Source organism: Flavobacterium undicola, assembly GCF_009909155.2.
Lineage (GTDB): Bacteria > Bacteroidota > Bacteroidia > Flavobacteriales > Flavobacteriaceae > Flavobacterium > Flavobacterium undicola.
The window spans coordinates 44,336-66,070 of the sequence record NZ_JAAAPM020000004.1; the positions used below are offsets into that span (position 1 = coordinate 44,336).

Sequence of the window (21,735 nt, forward strand, 5' to 3'; positions counted from 1 at the left end):
TTTTTAAATAGTAACTGTCTTTTTTTATGCTGAAATTTTAGTAAAGTTTATTGCTCAAATAATAAAGCAGCAAGTATTTCGTCTCTTTTGTAAATGTCATTATAAAAATGAATCGTTCCATCGTTGTCTACCCAGGCAGTGAAATAACCTATGTAAACTGGAATCCGGTTTTTCAGCGTGTACCAGTTTTCTTTGCCACTGTTCATGGCCGAATCAATTTTTTCGGAATTCCATTTTGGGTCGTTTTTTAGGATTTCAATGGCCAGTTCTTTGGGTTTGGCCACACGAATACAACCGTGGCTAAATGCTCTGGCTTCTCTTTCAAACAGACTTTTAGAAGGCGTGTCGTGCAGGTAAATGTCATTCGAATTTGGGAATAAAAACTTGATTAATCCAAGTGAGTTTTTAGGTCCCGGTTTTTGTCTGACTGTATTTTCAAACCATTCCATGTCGTGTTCGGCTAAATAATTCGGATTTTTAGCAATGTCTGGAAGAATTTCTTTTTTTAGAATACTCGTAGGCACATTCCAGTACGGACTAAAAACAATGTATTTCATAGGAGCGCTAAAAATAACGGTTTTGTTCATGGTTTTACCCACTACGACTTTAGAGCGCAACACTACTTCCTGGTTTTTGAAATACGATAATTGGAAAGAAGGAATGTTGATGGCAATTAATTCTTTTGCCTTTGGAATATCACTGGAAACCCATCGGCAGCGTTCCATGTTGATTATGATGGTTTTGATGCGTTGGCTAATAGGAACGTTTAAATCCTGGATCAATTCTTTTGAAATAATACTACTAGGAAGAAAGCCTCTTCGGAGTTTGTAATTTAAAACTGCCTTTGACAATTTCTTGTCATAGATGGGACTTCCCGAATTTGTTTTGAGATCTTCAGAGAGAAATAATCGCTTTCTGATTTCGGCAATGGCTTTAGCACTGTCGCCTATTTTATAAGAAGTAACGGCGGTGTCAATAGTAATGGTATTCCATCCCCCTTTTTTCTCCATTTCACGGTAATGTTGAAGTGCTTTTTTGAGTAGAGAATATTGACCAATTAAGTTTTTCTCGTCTTTGTTAATTAAAGAAGGATTGCTTAAAAGAGAATCTAAATAACTAATGTAAGATTGTTTTTTTCGGGGAATATACCATTCTATCTCTGTCGATTTTTTAGCATCTAAGCCGTGGTACACATTCATGGCATAAAAAAAGTACAAGGATGAATTTAAGAGTTCGGTTTCAATATTTGGTTTTAGATTGTTTTCGGAACTGCTGTAAAGTTCTACTAATTTGTCTTTGTAAGGAACTTTGATTTGGATTCCTTCTTCGTCCAGATTATTGATTTTGTCATATAATAAACTTGCAAATTCATTCATGCCGTTTTTGTCAAACCAAACATAATGGTATTGGTGTTTTTGGTACAGTTTCTTTACATCTGCCTGATATTTTTTTAACAGAGGATAGGTTTCGAAAAATGAATCGACGGCAGTGCTGTCAAAAATGGTTGTGTCTTTTTCAATTGTATCAGAAGCAAGAGCATTTACATCATTTTTTTTACAAGAGAAAAGGGAGCTTAAAGTGAGTAGGCTAATAATAGAAAAAATGAAAAATATTTTCTTCATACAGTAGTTTTTTGGGTTTACAGATTGTGCTACGTTTATTTCTGAAATTTGAATCTAATGGGGTGAAATAAAGCAAAATGACAATCTTTGATTTATGAAAAATTACAACTTTTTTTTCGATTTTTGGCGTTTAGGCTATTTTTTGTTTGATTTTTTTGGATTGCGGAAAATATTTTTCTCATTGAAAGGATTGAAAATCTTTAAAATTGATAATTTTTTTAAACGAAATTGTCTTTGGTGTGTTAAAATAAGGTTATTTGTTATGAACTTGTTTATTTTAGGGGTGTAGATGTTAGAAATGTAAATTATTTTTAAATTTGCCCCCAAAATTAATGGGTTAAAGTAAGAAAGTATGAAAATCGAGAAACGTTGGATCATTTCTTTTGTTATTATTAGTATTGTTTGTATTTCCGGACTTTTTTGGGAGGCACCTTTAGAATCTAAAGCTGTTCATTCTCAATTTGGAACTGCAGATCAAATTGTAGCTGCTGATGTTGCCTGGATGCTTACTTCTTGTTGTTTGGTGCTAATTATGACACCAGGATTGGCCTTTTTTTATGGAGGAATGGTAGGAAAGAAAAACGTAATTTCTACGATGTTGCAAAGTTTTATCTGTATGGGTGTGGTTACTTTAATATGGGTTGTAGTTGGGTTTAGTCTGGCTTTTGGAGAACCTATGGGAATTCATATTGGAGATGGCTTTTATAGTTTTGTGGGTGATCCTACTACCTTTACTTTTATGGATTTTGTGGGTGTTCTGCCTCATAAAGAAATTGCAAAAACAGTTCCGTTTATGCTTTTTGCTTTGTTTCAAATGAAGTTTGCTGTTATTGCTCCGGCTATAATTACAGGTTCATTTGCGGAGCGTGTTCGTTTTATTTCGTATTTACTTTTTATCTGTTTGTTCAGCATATTTATTTATTCTCCTTTGTGTCATGCGGTTTGGTACCCAACAGGAATTTTAGGTTCTTTCTTTGGTGTTAAGGATTTTGCCGGAGGAACGGTAGTACACATGAGTGCCGGATTTGCGGCATTAGCAGGTGTTATTGTTTTAGGAAAGAGAAAAAACAGCAATCATGTACCAACGAATATTCCGTTTGTTTTATTAGGAACAGGGATGCTTTGGTTTGGATGGATTGGTTTTAACGCCGGTTCTTCTATGGAAGCTAATGGTGTTGCTGCAATGGCTTTTGGAACAACTACTACATCTTCGGCAGCTGCAATGTTGACTTGGATCTTTTTTGACAGAATTAATGGCCGAAAAGTTTCTGCTCTTGGAGCTTGTATTGGTGCTGTGGTAGGATTGGTAGCTATTACACCTGCGGCTGGTTATGTAACGGTTCCGGAAAGTATGTTTTTTGGTTTCATTGCGGCTTTAGTGTCTAATAATGTAGTGTATTCTAAATATTTAAAAGGAATTGATGATACTTTAGACGTTTTTGCCTGTCATGGTGTAGGCGGAATTATGGGAATGATTTTGACGGCTATTTTTGCTCATGGAGAAGACGCCAGTTTGTTACACGGTGGTTGGAGTGTTTTTGGACATCACATGACGGCATTGCTATTAGTTTCTATCTATACTTTTTTTGGTGCTTATTTGTTGTTTAAAATTACCAATAGAATCATTCCAATGCGTGTTTCGGAAGAATCAGAAATTATGGGATTGGATTTGTCACAACATGATGAAACGTTGTTTCCTATTGAGTGTGCAGAGGAGGTATATTAAAATTTGTAATCTAAATAGCTGTTTTTATTTTCCAAAAGGGTGCCCTTGGTCTTAATATATTTGCTTAATTTTGCGCAAATATTTAAAAAACAGTGGGAAGTAAAAATAAATTAAAAAGATTCAAGGAGAACGAAACATTCAATAACGTTTTTCAACCAACAAGAGAAGAAGTAGTAGGTAATTTGTTTCCTTTGAGAGGAAAATGGAATACTGATTTTTTCAAAAATGACAATCCTTTAGTATTGGAATTAGGTTGTGGAAAAGGAGAATATTCAGTAGGATTAGCCGAAAGATATCCTGATAAAAACTTTGTTGGAATTGATATCAAAGGAGCTCGTTTTTGGCGAGGTGCTAAAACGGCTGTAGAAACGGGTTTGCATAATGTAGCCTTTATTCGTACTCAAATCGAATTGATTAATCATATTTTTGCTGAAAACGAAGTGGATGAAATTTGGATTACTTTTCCAGATCCTCAAATAAAATACAAGCGTACTAAACACCGAATGACCAATTCAGAGTTTTTACAATTGTATAAAAAAATCCTTAAAAAAGACGGTGTTGTTAATCTTAAAACCGATAGTGAGTTTATGCACGGTTATACATTAGGATTGCTTCATGGTGAAGGGCATGAGGTTTTATACGCCAATCATAATGTTTATGTAAATGAAGGAAGTCCTGAAGAAGTGACTGCTTTTCAAACTTTTTACGAAAAACAATATTTAGAAATTAACAAAGCAATCACCTATATTCGTTTTAAAATTAAAGATTAATTGCGCTGATTTTAGAACTTTTTTCGGGTATTTCTATAAGATAATAGGCCTATGAATTTAATTATATCCTTGTTTTCTGGTTTTATTTCGGCTTTTATAGGAATCACTCCTCCAGGTTTGTTAAACATGACCGCTGCTAAGGTAAGTTTGAAAGAAGGAAGGCGTAATGCTTTTTGGTTTGTTTCAGGTGCGGTAGTGGTTATTTTTATTCAGGTGTATCTGGCTGTTTTGTTTGCCCGAATTATAAATGCCCGTCCGGATATTATTTTATTATTACGCGAAGTGGGATTTGGCATCTTTGGTAGTTTGACTGTGTATTTTTTATGGATTGCCAAACAGCCTAAAATCAAGCAGCCAAAGATTAAAAAGCAGAGTAAAAAGAAGCGTTTTTTTCTTGGAATGTTGCTGTCTGCACTGAATTTTTTTCCTATTCCGTACTATGTTTTTGTGAGTATTTCGTTGTATTCCTATACTGTTTTTTCTTTTGATGTTACTTCGGTTTTTACCTTTGTTAGTGGAGCGGTTTTAGGTTCTGTTCTTGTTTTTTATTTTTATATTGCCTTTTTTCAGAAAATAGAAAAAAAGGCCGACTATCTTCTTAGAAATATGAATAAGATAATTGGTGGTATTACAGGATTGGTTGCAGTAATAACTTTAGTCAATATTTTAGAGCATTATTTAAAATAATTGTTTTAGGGATTTATGTATTTAAAATGACATAAATAATTATCCTATTGTCGGTTTTTGGAGCTATGTGTCGAATGTTTTTTTCTGGTTGGGTTGCGATTGTTGTTCACTCTTTTTCTGGGTATTTGGGTTGTGTTTTTTTCTTCTTAGGATCCTTTTTTGATTAGTTTTAAGGAGGTTACAGGAGTAGTTCCGCAGGAATATGAAAAAATGATGAAATGATTATAATGGATTCAAATAATGCTAATTTTTTTGAGAGAGTTTATGAGGTTGCAAGACAAATTCCTTATGGTAGAGTGACTTCTTATGGTGCTATAGCTAAATTTCTTGGCGCTGCCCGTTCTGCGCGAATGGTGGGTTGGGCTATGAATGCATCGCATACAATGGAGGATGTTCCTGCGCATCGGGTGGTGAATAGAAAAGGCTTACTTACGGGTAAATTTCATTTTGACGGAACCAATTTGATGCAGCAATTGTTAGAAAACGAAGGCATAAGAGTAGTCGATAATCAAATTGTTGATTTCGAAAAATATTTTTGGAAACCTGAAATGGATTTGTAATTATTTCCTAATTTTTGAAAAATTTACAAATAATTACAAAAACAAACCTCATTAATCTATAATAGGCAAAGTAACATCTCTTAAATACCAATATCCATATTCTGATTTAAAGCTAAGGCTTCCGTCTCCTGAATAGTTGATTTTAGTATCTGTTCCTTTTATTTTTGCCCAGAAATCAATGTTGAATCTTACGATAGCATCTTGCTCGTCAAAAGTAATTTCTTGAAATTCAAAAAATGTCATTTCAAATTCTTTAAACAAAGAACGGAAGTTGTTTAATGTAATATGATTTGTAGCTTCCTCGCTGTGACTTCTATGGTAATAATCATCTTTTGTATTGAAGAACATTCTCAGAAAATCTTCGGTATCACGTTTTAAATCGTATTCGTGATTGGGATAGAATTCCTCATAAATAAAGCAAGTTTGTAATCCTGGTATATGCATATCCGTTATTTCGTGTTCGAATAATTCTTCGGTTATGAATTTGTAAATCAGACGTTCTTCGTTAATATAATCAGCTAAAACATCCAAGTTTATATGGTGATTTTGCATTAAAAGTTGGGTTTTTCCCAGTTCAATTATTATTTCATCATTGGTTAATGTTGATTCGGGTTTGTATTCTGGCTTGCCTAATTTTTCGAAAATAGTAATTTGATTTGCATTTTTAGCAGCATTTTCGAAATTTGTAATATTATCCAAAAACTGCCCCTCAATTTCGGGAGGTACATTTGTATTGCCTTCGCTGAAATAACTCGCTCCATGTTCAATAGAAAGTTTTAATTTTTTGAATTCATTTTCATCATGAATGTCTAATTTAGGAAGTTCTTCTTCCTCGCTATTATTATCTTTAATAGAATTGTTTTTTTGGACAAATTCTGCCATTCGCAGTACATAATCTTCGGCGGATTCTCCGTCGTTCATTGGAATGTTTTCTAATGTACTTTGAAAACTATCTATCAAATTGGTGTAGCGATCGAAAATAGTTTTCAATACTTTTTCATTTCTAGTTTCCCAAAAGCGTCCTTCGTCATGAAGTTCGAATTTTTCAAAATAAGTGGTGTTCAAGTAATCGAAAAGGAAAATTATCTTTTTATGAATTTCAATTCCTGCATATTGCGTTTTGGTATGCAAATAATATAAATTTTTATCTTCTTCTTCTTCTTCTTCTAGGTTTTTTAAATGCTTGTTGATTTGAAGTTTTTCGACGCCACACATTTTTCCATTAGAAAGAAAGCTAAAACTGACCATTTCGCATTCTGGAGGCGAAATACAAATGCCATATAAATTCTCTTTATCTGGGTTTTGTGTAAAGGTGAGATTTGGGAATTCGTTTTCAAAGATAAAATACTCCCAATGGTTTGTTTTTGCAATAGCAACGACTTCTTCAATCATCAAAGCTAAATCGGCTGGGTTTTTAAAATTGCCTCGGTAATGAATACTTAATCCCATATTTTTTGACTTTAGATTATAAAAATACTATTTTCTCGAAAAAAAAACATATTTCAACTAAATATAAGTACTCTATTTCACTATCAATAAATCCGATCTAAAAACTTTATAATAAGAACTTAATCCGTTATCTTTGCAATCTCAAATCAGTTTAAATAAAAATATTGTTTTGACTGAGATTAGCAATTGAAAAACAGTAAACTTAGTAATGAAATTAGATAGAAAAGAAATTCTGAAAGCCTTAGAGACAATTACTATTGCAGGAGAAGGAAAAAATATGGTAGAAAGTGGAGCTGTTACCAATGTAATCACTTTTGGAGATGAGGTAGTGGTTGATTTGGTTTTGCATACGCCAGCAATGCACATTAAAAAACGTGCCGAAGACGATATTAAAAAAACAATCCACGACTTAGTTTCTGCCGAAGCCAAGATTAAAGTTAATATAAAAGTAGAAGTTCCGGAAAAACCTGAAATTAAAGGAAAGTCAATTCCGGGAATTAAAAATATTATTGCTGTTGCTTCTGGAAAAGGAGGAGTAGGAAAGTCTACTGTTACGGCTAATTTAGCAGTAACATTGGCTAAAATGGGATTCAGCGTTGGTATTCTTGATGCTGACATTTACGGTCCATCTATGCCAATTATGTTTGATGTAGAAAATGAGAAACCAGTTTCGATTCTTGTTGATGGAAAATCAAAAATGAAACCTATTGAGAGTTATGAGATAAAATTACTTTCAATTGGATTTTTTACTTCGCCAAGTCAAGCGGTAATCTGGAGAGGACCGATGGCTTCTAAGGCATTAAACCAAATGATTTTTGATGCTGATTGGGGAGAATTAGATTTTATGTTAATCGATTTACCTCCGGGAACAGGTGATATTCATTTGTCAATCATGCAATCACTTCCGGTTACCGGAGCAGTAGTGGTAAGTACACCTCAGGCTGTGGCTTTGGCTGATGCCAAAAAAGGAGTTTCTATGTTCATGTCAGAAGCGATTAACGTACCGGTACTTGGAATTATCGAAAATATGGCTTACTTCACACCTGAAGAATTGCCTAACAATAAGTATTATATCTTTGGTCAGGAAGGAGCAAAAAATCTTGCAGAAGATTTAGGAGTGCCATTTTTAGGTGAAGTTCCAATTGTTCAATCTATTCGTGAAGCGGGTGATTATGGTCGTCCTGCGGCTATGCAAACAGGATCAGTAATTGAAACTGTTTTTGAAAATATTACACGTAAAGTGGTTGAAGAAACGGTAAACAGAAATGAAAGTTTACCTGCTACCGAAGCAATAAAAATTACTACTATGGCTGGTTGTTCAGCAGTAAAAAAATAATTTAATAAAAGAAAATGACAACAGAAGAATTAACAATTGAAGTTCAAAAAGCACTTTCTGAAATCAGACCTTTTTTAGAGTCTGATGGCGGTAACATTAGTCTTGTTTCTATTGAAGATGATAAGCATGTAAAAGTGCGTCTTGAAGGGGCTTGTACTAATTGTAGTGTGAACCAAATGACACTTAAAGCTGGTGTTGAGACAACTATTAAAAAGTTTGCTCCGCAAATAGAAACTGTTGTGAATATTCTATAGACAATCTATTCGTTTGTCTGATATTATTATTTACTAAAACTGTTATATTCTTAAATCAATCAATTCCAAATAGTAAAAAATGGATGTATTAATAAAAATTAAAGATAGAGAAGGTGTTATTCATGAATTGCAAGCCCCTACAGATATGGCTATGAATATCATGGAACTTTGTAAAGCATATGAATTACCTGTTGAAGGTACATGCGGAGGAATGGCTATGTGTGCTTCTTGTCAATGTTATGTTTTAAATGATGTAGGCTTGCCAGAAATGGGAGAAGATGAAGAAGCAATGCTTTCTGAAGCTTTCTATGTGAAGTCGAATAGTCGTTTGGGTTGCCAAATTCCAATCACCGTTGACTTAGAAGGTCTTGAATTAGAATTAGCTCCTGAGAGTTAATATCTCTCATCTAAATAAATATTAAAAGCGGCTGTTTTTCAAATCGAAAAACAGCCGCTTTTAGTTTTGTAATATAGCAACTGCTTTAGGAAGCAGGCGTTGTACAAATAAGGCGTAAGCATCTGTTGACGGATGTAATCCGTCACTGGCAACTAAATTGCTGTTGCTTAGTCCTTGGCGTGTTATATCGGTAATGTTGATGTAGCTAATTGCATTTGCTTCGCAATAGGATTTTGCAAAGGCATTATAGCGGTCAATTTCGGCTGAAATAAAAGAGGGATTGCCATAACTTTGTCCAAAAGGAGTAAAAGCATAATCAGGAATCGAAATTACAATCAATTTATTTTTATCGCCTTTGGCAAGATTAATGGCTTTGACAACTAATTCAGGAAATTCTTTTTCGTATAACGAAAAGGCTTTGTTTTGATATTGATTGTTAACGCCTATTAAAAGTGTTACTAAATCGTATTTGGTGTTTGTATTTTTGGTTTCAATTGCCGAAATCAAATTAGACGTTGTCCAGCCTGTTTGAGCAATTATTTCGAGAGAGAAATTATTCTGCTCATTTAAATTTTTTAAAGCTTTCTTAAGTTGTTCAGGAAATCGGCAGGTTTCGCATACACTTTCGCCAATGGTGTAGCTATCGCCAAGAGCCAAATAGTTAATGGTTCCTGATTTGGTAGGAAGTTGTAGTGAAGAATCTGTTGATGGTGGCTTTGTTTCAGATTGCATAATTGGATCTTCGCTGCTACAGCTTGTGGTTATAACAAAGGTAAAAAACGTAACTAGTATTTTTATTGTTGTTCTCATTATTATGAAATTAAGGTTTTCCTTTCTCTAATAATAGTTACGTTTTTTATCTAATCTTGGATTGAAATTTAAGCCATTTCAACCTTCATTGTGATAATTTCTTCGATGGCATCCCAAAGTTCAATTCTTTTTTCGAGTGCTAAAATAGATATTTCTTTTACTTCTGTCCATTTTTGAGCGTCGTCTTCGCAAAGTTCGTTAATCATTTGCATTGCCATAGGGCCGTGTTCGTCGGCATCTAATTCGATATGTCTTTCGAAATAATAAATCAATTTGCTTAAATCCGTTTCCGGGAATTGCTCTTGGAAATTTTTTAGAATAGCATAAAACATACTCGGAATTAAATCTTCTCTACCAAAAGTAAATGCCGCGGCAATTTCATGCGGTTTCCCTTCTTCGATTACCCGGAAAGTGAAATCCAGAAATGCTTTAATATTGGGGTGTAAGTCGCTCTTTCTTATAGCGACAAATATGTTTTGTAAAGATTGAATTTCAGATAAGAAAATGTTGATCTTGGTAGTGTCAGCTCCACAGGCTTCCATCGCTTCAATGTACATTTCGTAATGACTTTGATGTCTGCCGTCAAGTGTTAAATCGGTTTCTTCAGCAAGAACAATTTCGTTTATCAAATATCTTGTCTCTGGGTTTGTAGTGGCAAACCAAGGTGTAGTAGTACAAGTTAATCTTGATTGTAGGGCTTTTAATAAAGACATAAAGTCCCAAACGGCATACACGTGATTTTCTAAGAAGATATGTAAGTCTTCTATAGTTTTTACTTTGCTGTAAAGAGGGTGCTGTAACAGCGTGCTTTTTTGAGCTTTAATGCTGTTGTTAATATGTTGAATGTTCATTGTAAAATAATTTGACGTAAAGATAAAAAAGCTAGCATTTTTCAAGAGAATTTGATATCAATTTTATCAATACTTTAATAAGTATTTCTTTTTCTAAACTCTAAAACTCTTGTATTTATATTTACGAATTTACACTGTATGTGGTTTTAATTATTTACGAAAAAGAGATTATTTAAAAGCAGAAAGTCCGGTGATGTCCATTCCGGTAATCAATAAATGAATATCATGTGTGCCTTCGTAAGTAATCACCGATTCGAGATTCATCATGTGACGCATAATCGAATAGTCTCCTGTAATTCCCATAGCTCCTAAAATTTGACGTGCTTCGCGAGCGATGGTAATGGCCATGTTTACATTGTTTCTTTTTGCCATCGAAATTTGGGCAGTGGTCGCTTTATTTTTGGTTTTTAAAACTCCTAATCTCCAGGTTAATAATTGTGCCTTAGTGATTTCGGTTATCATTTCGGCTAATTTTTTCTGTTGTAATTGCGTTCCGGCAATAGGTTTGTCAAATTGGATTCTCTCCTTGGCATAACGCAAGGCAGTATCGTAGCAATCCATGGCTGCGCCAATAGCACCCCAGGCAATTCCATAACGCGCAGAATCTAAACAACCCAACGGTGCGCTCAATCCCGATTTATTGGGTAATATGTTTTCTTTTGGCACTTTGACATTATCAAAAATTAACTCTCCTGTTGCTGATGCGCGTAATGACCATTTATTGTGGGTTTCAGGTGTTGAAAAGCCTTCCATGCCACGTTCTACAATCAATCCATGGATTCTTCCTTCTTCGTTTTTTGCCCACACTACCGCAATATCAGCAAATGGAGCGTTAGAAATCCACATCTTGGCTCCGTTTAGTAAATAGTAGTCTCCACTGTCTTTGAAATTGGTGGTCATACTTCCGGGATCCGAGCCATGATTAGGTTCGGTCAATCCAAAGCATCCCATTAATTCACCAGTAGCTAATTTTGGTAGAAATTTTAATTTTTGTTCTTCGCTGCCGTATTTCCAAATGGGATACATCACCAACGAAGACTGAACCGAAGCTGTAGATCGAACACCAGAGTCGCCTCTTTCGATTTCCTGCATAATCAAACCGTATGAAATTTGGTCTAATCCAGCTCCTCCATATTCGGTGGGAATGTATGGGCCGAAAGCGCCAATTTCAGCTAAACCTTTAATGATTTGCGTTGGAAATTCTGCTTTTTGAGCATAGTCTTCAATGATGGGGGAAACTTCACGTTTGACCCATTCGCGTGCGGCATCACGAACCAATTTATGTTCGTCCGTCAATAGTTCGTCAAGGTTGTAATAATCTGGAGCTTGAAATAAGTCTGGTTTCATGATTTGGGAATTGAGTGTCTAACAAAGCTACTAAAGAAATAGAACAAAAAGGAAAGTTGATGGAGTTTTGTAATGAAGTCATCTTGACTTTTTAGTTTTTAATTTTTTAAGCGCAATAATTATAAAAGCAAGGAAATTAAATCCTATCCAACTTGTAAGGGTAGTGTCGAACCGATTAAGGATTTAGCGATAGCTGTCCATCCATGCATTAGTTCTTTCGATAGAATATGTTCTTTGTAAAGTTCTTCATCTAACAAGCGATCCGAATTCTGACTGCTATTTCTTTTATTGTAGGCCATATTAGCAATTATTTCTTTCTGTTGGCAGGCCAAAAGCAAATTATCCGAATCAAATCCAGCATCTGCATTAATAAAGAGTCCTTTTACTGAAATATCTGCTGATTCAAGTGTTGCGGTTATGTCTTCAAACTGAACCTCAATATTATACAGGTCATTATGATTGCCAGATATAGGTGTGGGTATTGCTAAAGTAATGACCTGACTGTCAGTGATATAAAGAGTATTAGTTGTTTTTTTTCTTCCCTGATAACCGACCTCTTCGTCACCTCGTAAAACTGTAGTATGGCTACCATCCAAATCAGCACTTGACAGGTCTATTAAAGATTTATATTTTTTCAGCAATTTTATCCAACAATCTTTCCAGCTACCTTGCCTGCGCCAGTTTCTATAATGTCCAAAAACAGTTTTATAACTAAGCAAATAATGACATTTGGATTTATTTACAAAAAAAATACAACCTATGACACTTTGTTCAAAGGTTGTATTTTGAATATCTCTAGTATTTGAGAATTTTGGTTTGAAATATTTTGGATTTATATTTTAAAAACAAGTAATGGTTTGGTTGCGTGATTAGCGAGGTCTTCGCTAATGCTTCCTGTGAAAAAATGGGAAAGACCGGTTCGACCATGAGTGCAAAGACTTATCAGGTCGGCGTTTATATCTTTAGAGAAATGAATAATGCCTTTTTCTATGTTTAAATCATTGTAAATGTGGCTGGAGAAATTTTTTATTTCAAATCCACTAATAAATTGCTGAAATATTTTTTTTGTGATGGCTGTGGTTTTAAAACTGTTTGGTGTGCAGATGGTTACTAAGTTGAGTTTGGCGTCGAATAAATTTGCAAAATCAAGTATTTTTTGGAACGGTTTTTTTATTTCTTCTGAAAAGTCAGAGGCAAAAACGATGTTTTTAGGGTTGAAATCGGTGGTTTCTTCTTTGATAACTATAACAGGAACAGTGGATAGACGAACTACTTTTTCGGTATTGGAGCCGATAATTATTTCTTCGATTCCTGAAACACCATTGGAGCCCATTACTACTAGATCGATGTTGTTTTCTTTGCTATAAGAAAGGATGCCGTGTGAAGCTTTTTCCAGTTTAATAGATTCGACAATAGGGATGTCTTTTAGGTAGTGTTGCTCTTTTATATACTGCATTGTCTCTTTTGCTTTTTGTATAAATAGCATGATTTCAGGTATTGCAGCTCCGCCTGTGATGGCATCATTCATCTGGCTGGGAATTTCCAGCATGTGTAAGAGGTGTATCTCGAAATCGTTTTTCCGCGCTATTTGTGCTGCGGCTTTCAGGGCATTTTCAGCTTGTCTGGAGAAATCGGTAGGGACTAAAATACGTTTCATAGGTTTTGGTTTTTTTGGGTAAGGTTGGGATGTTTTTATTATTCAAATAAAGGTAAGGAATAATTTTACAGCAATCAATTATTTTTAGTTTATAAAAATAAACACTATATTTGTGCCGTTATTTATTAAAATCTAGATAATGAGGGGACTAAATGTCCCCTCTTTTTATAAAAAATATGACATTTAAAGAGAAAGTAAATACGTTATTGGTGGAGGCTCTTGAAGAAAAGCCTACGCTTTTTTTGATTGATTTGACTATTAATGATGCATTTAAAGTTATGGTAACTTTAGATGATGATAATGGTGTAATTTTGCAGGACTGTATTGATATTAGTCGGGCAATTGAGAATAATCTGGATAGAGAAGAGCAAGATTATTCTTTAGAAGTAGCTTCAGTAGGCGTAGGGTCGCCGTTAAAAATGGTTCGTCAGTATAAGAAAAATATTGGTAGAACCTTGATTGTGACTACAAATGCTGAAAAAATTGAAGCTGAATTAGTTGATGCTAATGAAGATTTTATAATTTTGTCTTGGGAAGCAAGAGAGCCTAAAAAAGTAGGAAAAGGAAAAGAAACAGTACAGAAAGAACAACAAATACCTTATACAGAAATCAAAGAGGCGGTTGTTACAGTAACATTTTAATTTAAAGAATTCGCATGGAAAATTTAGCATTAATCGATTCATTTTCAGAGTTTAAGGATGATAAACTTATTGATCGTGTAACGCTTATGGCAATTTTAGAAGATGTATTTAGAAATGCATTGAAGAAAAAATACGGTTCAGATGATAATTTCGATATCATTATCAATCCTGATAAGGGAGATATGGAAATTTGGAGAAGGAGAGTAATTGTTGCTGACGAAGATTTAGATTTCGAAAATGAAGAGATTACTTTGACCGAGGCTAGAAAAATCGAAGCAGATTTTGAAATTGGAGAAGAAGTTTCTGAAGAAGTAAAATTGATTGATTTAGGAAGAAGAGCTATTTTGGCATTGCGTCAAAATTTGATTTCTAAAATACATGAACACGATAATACAAATCTTTATAAGCAATTTAAAGATTTAATAGGCGACATTTACACCGCCGAAGTACACCACGTAAGACCAAGAGTTGTTATTTTAGTGGATGATGAAGGGAATGAAATTGTTTTGCCAAAAGAAAAACAAATCCCATCTGATTTCTTCCGTAAAGGGGATAATGTTCGTGGAATTATAGAAAGCGTTGAATTAAAAGGAAATAAACCTCAAATTATTATGTCTAGAACTTCTGAGAAGTTTTTAGAGAAATTATTTGAACAAGAAATTCCAGAGGTTTTTGACGGTTTGATAATGATTAAAAAAGTAGTGAGAATTCCGGGTGAAAAAGCAAAAGTAGCTGTGGATTCTTATGATGACAGAATTGATCCGGTAGGAGCTTGTGTGGGGATGAAAGGTTCTCGTATTCACGGAATTGTACGTGAGTTAGGTAATGAAAATATTGATGTTATTAATTATACTAATAATATTCAATTGTTTATTACAAGAGCATTGAGTCCGGCAAAGGTATCTTCGATTAAAATCAATGAAGAGACTAAAAGAGCTGAAGTGTTTTTGAAATTAGAAGAGGTTTCAAAAGCTATTGGTAGAGGAGGACACAACATTAAATTAGCTGGTTTGTTAACTGGTTATGAATTAGATGTTATTAGAGAAGGCGATGTTGCCGGAGCTACTGCAGATGAGGATGATGTTGAATTAACAGAGTTTTCAGATGAAATTGAAGAGTGGATCATAGAAGAATTTGCAAAAATTGGATTGGATACTGCAAAAAGTATTTTGAAACATGATGTAGAAGATTTAGTAAGAAGAACAGATTTAGAAGAGGAAACAATTCTGGATGTAATGAAAATATTGAAAGAAGAGTTCGATAGTTAGTTCTATACTTCTAATAACACAACGAAATAGGTAATAATAAAAAGGTTATATGTCTGAAGAGAGAGTAATAAGAATAAACAAAGTTTTAAGGGAATTGAATATTTCTTTGGAAAGAGCTGTGGATTATCTTAAAGATAAGGGGATTGCGATAGAGTCAAATCCAAACACAAAAATTTCTGATGATGTATACAATGTCTTGTGCGGTCAATTTGCGGGTGACAAAGGGAAAAAAGAGGCTTCAAAAGAAGTTGGCGAAGAGAAAAGAAAAGAGAAAGAAGCTTTACGTATAGAGCGTGATAGAGAGGCGGAAGATAAGCGTAAGCAAGACGAAGAATTACAAAGACAACAACAGGAAGTAATTAAGGCAAGAGCCGTAATTTCAGGACCTGTTCAAGTTGGTAAAATCGATTTAAATCCTGCAAAACCTGCTGCTCCTCCTGTAGTTGAAGTGAAAGTAGTTGCTCCTAAACCTGAAGTTGTTGAAGAGAAACCGGCTGCTAAAATTAGTACTCCAGAGAAAATCGAATCAGATAAAAAAGAAGACAAACCTATTGTTGCCGAAGTTAGCAAGCCTGTTGTTGAGAATATAGCGCCTAAAAAAGAAGTTAAAAAAGAACAAGAGCCAGTTGCTGCTGCTCCTTCTCCAGTTAAAAAAGAAGAAGTAAAAGAAGTAGCTAAGGCTGATAAAGAGGTTGCGAAAACTGAAGAAGCGCCAGCTGAAGAGGCTATTGCAACGCAGTATCAAAAACTTTCTGGAGCTAAATTAACTGGACAGACTATTGATTTATCACAATTCAATAAGCCTAAAAAGAAAAAAGAAGATCCTAAAATTACTCCTAATAAGCCAGGTGCACCTGGAGCTGCAGGAGCTAATGCAAATAAAAATAAGCGTAAGAGAATTGCTCCTAAACCAGGAACACCTAATACGCCAACTACACCTAGACCTCCGGGAACTCCAAATCCTAATAAGATAACACCTAATGCAGGTGGTGGTGGATTTAATGCCAATAGAGGTGCCAGACCTGGATTTGTAAAAGGAAATCGTCCTGCTATTGTTGCTAAAGTTGAGCCAACAGAAGAGGAAGTAAAAAATCAAATTAGAGAGACTTTAGAAAAACTTCAAGGTAAAAAAGGAGGAAAATCTAAGGCTGCTAAATATAGAAGAGATAAAAGAGATACCCACCGTCAAAAATCTGACGATGAGCAAAGAGCTTTAGACGAAGGAAGTAAAACTATTAAAGTTACTGAGTTTGTTACTGTAGGTGAAATTGCAATCATGATGGATGTGCAAATTAACAAGGTGATTGGAACTTGTATGTCACTTGGTATCATGGTTACTCAAAACCAACGTTTGGATGCGGAAACATTAACTATTGTTGCAGATGAATTTGGTTTTGATGTTGAGTTTATTACAGTAGATATCGAAGAAGCTATCGAGATAGTAGAAGACAAAGAAGAAGACTTAGTAAACAGAGCACCTATTGTTACAGTAATGGGTCACGTCGATCACGGTAAGACCTCTTTACTGGATTATATCCGTAAAGAAAATGTTATCGCTGGTGAGTCAGGAGGAATTACACAGCACATTGGTGCTTATGGAGTAACTCTGGACAATGGTCAAAAAATTGCTTTCTTAGATACACCAGGTCACGAGGCGTTTACCGCGATGCGTGCACGTGGAGCTCAAGTTACCGATATTGCAATTATTGTAATTGCTGCCGATGATGATATCATGCCACAAACTAAAGAGGCTATTTCTCATGCGCAAGCAGCTGGTGTGCCAATTATATTTGCCATCAATAAAGTAGATAAGCCAAATGCTAATCCTGAAAAAATTAAGGAGCGTTTAGCAGGTATGAATTTATTAGTAGAAGACTGGGGTGGAAAAATCCAATCTCATGATATCTCTGCTAAAAAAGGAACAGGTGTTAAAGAGCTTTTGGAAAAAGTTTTATTAGAAGCAGAAATTTTAGATTTGAAATCAAATCCAAATAAAGCAGCTCAAGGTACTGTTGTAGAAGCATTCTTAGATAAAGGAAAAGGATATGTTTCGACTATCTTAGTACAACACGGAACATTAAAAATTGGAGATTACTTATTAGCAGGTAAGCATCATGGTAAAATTAAAGCCATGCATGATGAACGTGGTAATGTTGTTACTGTTGCAGGTCCTTCAACGCCAGTATCTATTTTAGGTCTGGACGGTGCAGCTACTGCAGGGGATAAATTCAATGTGTTTGAAGACGAAAAAGAAGCAAAACAAATTGCTGCTAAACGTTCTCAATTAATGCGTGAACAATCTGTACGTACACAACGTCATATTACATTAGATGAAATTGGTCGTCGTATTGCATTAGGTCAGTTTAAAGAATTGAACGTAATCCTTAAAGGAGATGTGGATGGTTCTGTGGAAGCATTATCTGATTCGTTTTCTAAATTGTCTACTGAAGAAATTCAAATTAATATTATCCATAAAGGCGTTGGAGCGATTACTGAAACTGATGTTATGTTGGCTTCTGCTTCTGATGCGATTATTATCGGATTTAACGTTCGTCCTGCTGGAAATGCAAGACAACTTGCTGATAAAGAAGAAATCGATATCCGTTACTACTCAATTATCTATGCGGCAATTGACGACTTGAAAGATGCAATGGAAGGAATGCTTGCTCCAGAAATGAAAGAGGAAGTATTAGGAACTGCTGAAATTAGAGAGTTATTCAAAATTTCTAAAGTGGGTACTATTGCCGGATGTATGGTTATGGATGGTAAAATTACCAGAAATGGTAAAATCAGAATCATTAGAGATGGTGTAGTAATTCATGAAGGTGAGTTAATTGCATTGAAACGTTTCAAAGACGATGTAAGAGAAGTTGCTAAAGGTTACGATTGTGGTATCCAAGTAAAAGGATTTAATGACATTGAAGAAAGAGATGTTATTGAAGCTTACCATGAAGTAGCAATCAAGAAAAAATTGAAATAGTATTTCAACTATATTTTTATAAGAAAATCCCGAGCAATCGGGATTTTTTGTATTTTAGTTATATATAAATAATTTATGGAAAGAATTTTTGTTTATTTGAGCCTCTTTTTGGTTTTGATGTTAAATGCTCAAAATAAAAAGTTTCATTTTATAACCCTTAATAATGAAAATAATAAGGAAATTGAAACTGATTTCTATGTTGATAAAATTTATGATGCGAGACAGTTTAACCAAAATATCGGTTCTGCACAAAAATCTATTGCTAATTTAAACGTGCAAATAAATTTCGAAAATTCATTAGTAGATGAATTTGGTTCGTTTTTGTCAAAGGTTTATCCAAAGAAAGATAATAAGAGATCCATTTCAATTAGAATTAATGATGTTTATTTGATTGAGTCAACTTCATCAAATAAAGAAACGGGCTATGCAACAGTTGTTTTCGATGTAATTGAAAAAATTGAAAATAAAGATTTTATAGTTGGCTCCTATTCTTCAACTATTGAAAGTTCTGGTTATGATGTGACTTCTAAACATGCTGAAAGATTGATTTCGGCTATAAAAAAATGTTTTGATGATTACAGTTTGGCAAATAGTAAATTTAGTAGCCCTATTGAATTTAATCCTCTAGTTGTAATTGGGACTAAGAATGTTCAGGGGCCTATTAAGAAAGGTATTTATTTAAGTTATACAGATGTTCTTAATGGGAATTCGCTAAATGTTGATAATTATACAATTACTAAATATCAGGAGGGTAATTGCTTGTTGAATAATCATACAGGAAGGGTGGAAAATTGTTATTATGGCTTTAGTGATGGTAAGTCTTTTTATTTGAATGCTTCTAGGTACTCTACGGTGAAATACTATTTGAGAACAGAAATTTTAGGAGATAATTATTATATAGATGAAGTGAATTATCATTCAACTGATTTTTCTTTTCTGAAATCACAAGGTATTTCTGCTTTGGTGTTGTTTCCTGATTTGAATGCTAATACTGTTCCTTTAGTGATAAATAGGTTTAATGGAGCTCCTGTTCTTTTGACTAATAAATATATGGTTGATTTATTGACTTCGGATAAAGAGTTGTTGAAAGAGTATAAAAAGACCTCTAGAGGAGTTTTAGATAAAAAGAAGTTTTATAAGCAATATTATAAATATGATTAAAAGCTTTTATGTGTATTCTATGTTTATTGATGCTGGTATTTAGAATTAATTGAGTGTTTGTTAAAAGGAATATTTTTCAGAATGTTTTTTAATGTGGTTTTGTAAGTTTTTAAAATGGAGAAAAACCGATGAGTCAAAACAAGTTTAATTTGCGACTTTTTAGGCGATTTAGCCAATAAAAAAAGAGCCTAATAAAGGATAAAATCACTTTATTAGGCTCTTTTTTTTATAACAAATAGTGTTAAAATTTTATTTTTTAGGTTTTATTAAAAAAGCATTTTCATAGACTTTTTTAATTTCGACCAAATTTCTTTCGGCTTCAATTCGGCTTTTAAAATTTCCTATCCAAACTTTGTAATTCGGTGTATTGAATACGATGGTTTCGTCTAAATCGGCAAAATTTTGTTTGCAGTCGCTTAAGGTCTTTTTCGCTTTTTCGCTGACACCGCTGAAGACTTGGATTTTATATCGCTCATTTACAGCTATTGAGCTGTTAATCTTTCTTTTTTCGTTTAGTAGTTGTTCGAATTTAGGATTTTGCTGAATGTTAATTTTTGCTTCCTGAGCTGATAATTTTAGGCTTAAAATACTTAGATAGGCAATGTAAAAAATGCGGTTTTGAATAGTTAAAATTCTCATAACGTGAAGATTTTTAAGTAAAATTACTAATTATATACTTAATGTGAAATAAAAAACTTATTTAGAATAGATATAAATTGTTGATTGGGTTGTTTTAAGGTTTTGAGAATAGTTCTTAAGTCGTATTTTTGTGGCTGTTTAAAATAAAGGGACATTTTTTATATGAAATTGTTGTATAAAAAACTGTGCCAATTTTTAGTAGATAATCATTATACTTTATGAAAAAGGTGGGTAACCATAATTCGAACTCAAGGAAAGTGTTTTTATGTTTAGCAATGATGCTAAGTTTTTCCTTCTCTTCATTTGCGCAAGATGCTGCTCCTGCAGCTGCAACCGAGGCTGCTCCGGCAGCTGCTACAGCTGGTGGTGATCCAGTAAAAGGTAAGGCGCTTTTTAATTCTAATTGTGCTGCGTGTCATAAGCTTGATGCTAAGTCAACAGGTCCTGCACTTAGAGGAGTTGCTGAGAAGCATGACATGGCTTGGATCTATAAATGGGTTCATAATAGCTCTGAAGTGATTAAATCAGGAGATGCTGCTGCTGTTAAATTATTTGAAGAAAATAATAAATCAGTAATGACTGCTTTTCCTCAGTTAGCTGAGGCTGATATTGATAATATTATAGCTTATACTTCTGAAGTAAAAGCTGAACCAGCAGCTGCGGCTGGTGGTGCTGCTACTCCTCCTGGAACTAATGTTGAAGGTGGAAGTTCTAATAATGTAATTTTAGGAGTTCTTGCTTTAGTTTTAGTGGTTTTAGTAGTGATGTTGTTTATGGTAAACAATGTCTTGACGAAAGTTGCTAAAGCAAATGGTATTGAAGTTGCTCCTAAAGCTGCTCGTACTCCAATCTGGAAAGCTTTTGTTAAAAATCAATTTTTAGTATTGGTTTCTTCTATCTTCTTATTATTAGCTAGTGGGTATTTTGTTTACGGCTTTTTAATGCAAGTAGGTGTTGATCAAAATTACCAACCTATACAGCCTATTCACTATTCTCATAAAATTCACGCTGGTGATAATGAGATTAACTGTAAATACTGTCACTCTGCAGCCAGAGTAAGTAAAAATGCAGGTATTCCTTCTTTGAATGTTTGTATGAACTGTCATAAAAACATTTCTGAAGTTGCTGAGACTACAGCTACTCCTGAGTACAGCAAAGCATTTTATGATGCGCAAATCCAAAAATTATACGATGCCGTTGGTTGGGATAAAGCAACTCAATCTTATACAGGAAAACAACAACCTGTTAAATGGGTTCGCATCCACAATCTGCCTGATTTTGTTTATTTCAATCACTCTCAACACGTAACTGTTGCAGGTATTGAATGTCAAACATGTCACGGTCCTGTTGAAACTTATGAAATTCAAAAACAATTTGCTCCATTAACTATGGGTTGGTGTATTAACTGCCACAGAAAAACTGAAGTTAAAATGGAAGGAAATGGGTATTACACTAAAATACACGAAGAACTTTCTAAGAAATACGGTGTGGAGAAATTGACTGAAGCACAAATGGGAGGTTTAGAATGTGGAAAATGCCACTATTAATCAAATTATTAAGATTTTAATATATATATATAC

The 21,735-nt window shown here is 34.1% G+C and carries 20 protein-coding genes; 12 read left to right on the forward strand and 8 right to left on the reverse strand.

The window, feature by feature from the left end; all coding sequences use genetic code 11:
* Positions 1-47: 47 nt before the first annotated feature.
* Entirely contained in the window at positions 48-1,622 is a 1,575-nt protein-coding gene (locus GTZ96_RS03505; RefSeq protein ID WP_161641210.1) for a L,D-transpeptidase family protein, read from the reverse strand.
* A gap of 352 nt (positions 1,623-1,974) precedes the next feature.
* Between GTZ96_RS03505 and GTZ96_RS03510 the strand changes: the two genes are divergently transcribed.
* The 4 genes from GTZ96_RS03510 (at position 1,975) to GTZ96_RS03525 (ending at position 5,365) form a co-directional block, all read left to right on the forward strand.
* Positions 1,975-3,348, forward strand: a complete 1,374-nt coding sequence (locus GTZ96_RS03510) for an ammonium transporter (protein WP_161641211.1) — start codon at positions 1,975-1,977, stop codon at positions 3,346-3,348.
* 92 nt (positions 3,349-3,440) lie between these two features.
* Entirely contained in the window at positions 3,441-4,118 is a 678-nt protein-coding gene (gene trmB / locus GTZ96_RS03515; RefSeq protein ID WP_161641212.1) for a tRNA (guanosine(46)-N7)-methyltransferase TrmB, read from the forward strand.
* A gap of 51 nt (positions 4,119-4,169) precedes the next feature.
* The gene (locus GTZ96_RS03520; protein ID WP_161641213.1) at positions 4,170-4,805 is read left to right on the forward strand and encodes a LysE family transporter; all 636 of its coding nucleotides are present in this window, start codon (positions 4,170-4,172) and stop codon (positions 4,803-4,805) included.
* A gap of 227 nt (positions 4,806-5,032) precedes the next feature.
* Positions 5,033-5,365, forward strand: a complete 333-nt coding sequence (locus GTZ96_RS03525) for an MGMT family protein (protein ID WP_161641214.1) — start codon at positions 5,033-5,035, stop codon at positions 5,363-5,365.
* A gap of 51 nt (positions 5,366-5,416) precedes the next feature.
* Here the strand turns inward: GTZ96_RS03525 and GTZ96_RS03530 are convergent, their stop codons facing one another.
* Positions 5,417-6,814, reverse strand: coding sequence for a hypothetical protein (locus tag GTZ96_RS03530; protein WP_161641215.1), 1,398 nt, complete (start codon positions 6,812-6,814; stop codon positions 5,417-5,419).
* A gap of 208 nt (positions 6,815-7,022) precedes the next feature.
* Between GTZ96_RS03530 and GTZ96_RS03535 the strand changes: the two genes are divergently transcribed.
* The 3 genes from GTZ96_RS03535 to GTZ96_RS03545 all read left to right on the forward strand — a co-directional run bounded on the left by GTZ96_RS03535 (position 7,023) and on the right by GTZ96_RS03545 (position 8,801).
* Positions 7,023-8,150 carry an Mrp/NBP35 family ATP-binding protein gene (locus tag GTZ96_RS03535; protein ID WP_161641216.1) on the forward strand — a complete coding sequence of 376 codons (1,128 nt, stop codon included), beginning with the start codon at positions 7,023-7,025 and terminating at the stop codon, positions 8,148-8,150.
* Positions 8,151-8,164: 14 nt separating this feature from the next.
* Positions 8,165-8,404: a NifU family protein gene (locus tag GTZ96_RS03540; RefSeq protein WP_161641217.1), complete on the forward strand. Its 240-nt coding sequence runs from the start codon at positions 8,165-8,167 to the stop codon at positions 8,402-8,404.
* A 79-nt stretch (positions 8,405-8,483) separates the two neighbouring features.
* A complete protein-coding gene (locus GTZ96_RS03545) occupies positions 8,484-8,801 on the forward strand; it encodes a 2Fe-2S iron-sulfur cluster-binding family protein (RefSeq protein WP_128192920.1) in 318 nt (105 codons plus the stop codon).
* Between the two features lie 60 nt (positions 8,802-8,861).
* On the opposite strand, the gene GTZ96_RS03550 is transcribed toward GTZ96_RS03545, so the two are convergent.
* The 5 genes from GTZ96_RS03550 to GTZ96_RS03570 form a co-directional block, all read right to left on the reverse strand.
* Entirely contained in the window at positions 8,862-9,611 is a 750-nt protein-coding gene (locus GTZ96_RS03550; RefSeq protein WP_161641218.1) for an SGNH/GDSL hydrolase family protein, read from the reverse strand.
* 68 nt (positions 9,612-9,679) lie between these two features.
* Positions 9,680-10,462: a DUF3050 domain-containing protein gene (locus GTZ96_RS03555; RefSeq protein WP_161641219.1), complete on the reverse strand. Its 783-nt coding sequence runs from the start codon at positions 10,460-10,462 to the stop codon at positions 9,680-9,682.
* Between the two features lie 168 nt (positions 10,463-10,630).
* Positions 10,631-11,809 carry an acyl-CoA dehydrogenase family protein gene (locus tag GTZ96_RS03560; RefSeq protein ID WP_161641220.1) on the reverse strand — a complete coding sequence of 393 codons (1,179 nt, stop codon included), beginning with the start codon at positions 11,807-11,809 and terminating at the stop codon, positions 10,631-10,633.
* Positions 11,810-11,952: 143 nt separating this feature from the next.
* The gene (locus GTZ96_RS03565; RefSeq protein ID WP_161641221.1) at positions 11,953-12,528 is read right to left on the reverse strand and encodes a hypothetical protein; all 576 of its coding nucleotides are present in this window, start codon (positions 12,526-12,528) and stop codon (positions 11,953-11,955) included.
* A gap of 113 nt (positions 12,529-12,641) precedes the next feature.
* The gene (locus GTZ96_RS03570) at positions 12,642-13,466 is read right to left on the reverse strand and encodes a universal stress protein (protein ID WP_161641222.1); all 825 of its coding nucleotides are present in this window, start codon (positions 13,464-13,466) and stop codon (positions 12,642-12,644) included.
* A 176-nt stretch (positions 13,467-13,642) separates the two neighbouring features.
* Between GTZ96_RS03570 and rimP the strand changes: the two genes are divergently transcribed.
* The 4 genes from rimP (at position 13,643) to GTZ96_RS03590 (ending at position 19,516) form a co-directional block, all read left to right on the forward strand.
* The gene (gene rimP, locus GTZ96_RS03575; RefSeq protein WP_161641223.1) at positions 13,643-14,107 is read left to right on the forward strand and encodes a ribosome assembly cofactor RimP; all 465 of its coding nucleotides are present in this window, start codon (positions 13,643-13,645) and stop codon (positions 14,105-14,107) included.
* A gap of 14 nt (positions 14,108-14,121) precedes the next feature.
* Positions 14,122-15,375 (forward strand): transcription termination factor NusA, encoded by a 1,254-nt coding sequence (gene nusA / locus GTZ96_RS03580; protein ID WP_161641224.1) that lies wholly within the window; start codon positions 14,122-14,124, stop codon positions 15,373-15,375.
* A gap of 49 nt (positions 15,376-15,424) precedes the next feature.
* A complete protein-coding gene (gene infB, locus GTZ96_RS03585; RefSeq protein ID WP_161641225.1) occupies positions 15,425-18,355 on the forward strand; it encodes a translation initiation factor IF-2 in 2,931 nt (976 codons plus the stop codon).
* A 75-nt stretch (positions 18,356-18,430) separates the two neighbouring features.
* Positions 18,431-19,516: a hypothetical protein gene (locus GTZ96_RS03590; protein ID WP_161641226.1), complete on the forward strand. Its 1,086-nt coding sequence runs from the start codon at positions 18,431-18,433 to the stop codon at positions 19,514-19,516.
* A gap of 249 nt (positions 19,517-19,765) precedes the next feature.
* Here the strand turns inward: GTZ96_RS03590 and GTZ96_RS03595 are convergent, their stop codons facing one another.
* Positions 19,766-20,155 carry an SPOR domain-containing protein gene (locus tag GTZ96_RS03595; RefSeq protein ID WP_161641227.1) on the reverse strand — a complete coding sequence of 130 codons (390 nt, stop codon included), beginning with the start codon at positions 20,153-20,155 and terminating at the stop codon, positions 19,766-19,768.
* A 218-nt stretch (positions 20,156-20,373) separates the two neighbouring features.
* On the opposite strand from GTZ96_RS03595, the gene GTZ96_RS03600 reads away from it, so the two are divergent.
* A complete protein-coding gene (locus GTZ96_RS03600) occupies positions 20,374-21,702 on the forward strand; it encodes a c-type cytochrome (RefSeq protein ID WP_161641228.1) in 1,329 nt (442 codons plus the stop codon).
* Positions 21,703-21,735: the final 33 nt, after the last annotated feature.

Coding starts and splice junctions, on each gene's coding strand:
- GTZ96_RS03570 (WP_161641222.1), bottom strand. CDS start 13,466: ATGAAACGTATTTTAGTCCCTACCGATTTCTCCAGACAAGCTGAAAAT.
- GTZ96_RS03555 (WP_161641219.1), bottom strand. CDS start 10,462: ATGAACATTCAACATATTAACAACAGCATTAAAGCTCAAAAAAGCACG.
- GTZ96_RS03525 (WP_161641214.1), top strand. CDS start 5,033: ATGGATTCAAATAATGCTAATTTTTTTGAGAGAGTTTATGAGGTTGCA.
- GTZ96_RS03560 (WP_161641220.1), bottom strand. CDS start 11,809: ATGAAACCAGACTTATTTCAAGCTCCAGATTATTACAACCTTGACGAA.
- GTZ96_RS03600 (WP_161641228.1), top strand. CDS start 20,374: ATGAAAAAGGTGGGTAACCATAATTCGAACTCAAGGAAAGTGTTTTTA.
- GTZ96_RS03540 (WP_161641217.1), top strand. CDS start 8,165: ATGACAACAGAAGAATTAACAATTGAAGTTCAAAAAGCACTTTCTGAA.
- nusA (WP_161641224.1), top strand. CDS start 14,122: ATGGAAAATTTAGCATTAATCGATTCATTTTCAGAGTTTAAGGATGAT.
- GTZ96_RS03535 (WP_161641216.1), top strand. CDS start 7,023: ATGAAATTAGATAGAAAAGAAATTCTGAAAGCCTTAGAGACAATTACT.
- GTZ96_RS03510 (WP_161641211.1), top strand. CDS start 1,975: ATGAAAATCGAGAAACGTTGGATCATTTCTTTTGTTATTATTAGTATT.
- GTZ96_RS03590 (WP_161641226.1), top strand. CDS start 18,431: ATGGAAAGAATTTTTGTTTATTTGAGCCTCTTTTTGGTTTTGATGTTA.
- infB (WP_161641225.1), top strand. CDS start 15,425: ATGTCTGAAGAGAGAGTAATAAGAATAAACAAAGTTTTAAGGGAATTG.
- GTZ96_RS03520 (WP_161641213.1), top strand. CDS start 4,170: ATGAATTTAATTATATCCTTGTTTTCTGGTTTTATTTCGGCTTTTATA.
- GTZ96_RS03530 (WP_161641215.1), bottom strand. CDS start 6,814: ATGGGATTAAGTATTCATTACCGAGGCAATTTTAAAAACCCAGCCGAT.
- rimP (WP_161641223.1), top strand. CDS start 13,643: ATGACATTTAAAGAGAAAGTAAATACGTTATTGGTGGAGGCTCTTGAA.
- GTZ96_RS03505 (WP_161641210.1), bottom strand. CDS start 1,622: ATGAAGAAAATATTTTTCATTTTTTCTATTATTAGCCTACTCACTTTA.
- GTZ96_RS03595 (WP_161641227.1), bottom strand. CDS start 20,155: ATGAGAATTTTAACTATTCAAAACCGCATTTTTTACATTGCCTATCTA.
- GTZ96_RS03550 (WP_161641218.1), bottom strand. CDS start 9,611: ATGAGAACAACAATAAAAATACTAGTTACGTTTTTTACCTTTGTTATA.
- GTZ96_RS03545 (WP_128192920.1), top strand. CDS start 8,484: ATGGATGTATTAATAAAAATTAAAGATAGAGAAGGTGTTATTCATGAA.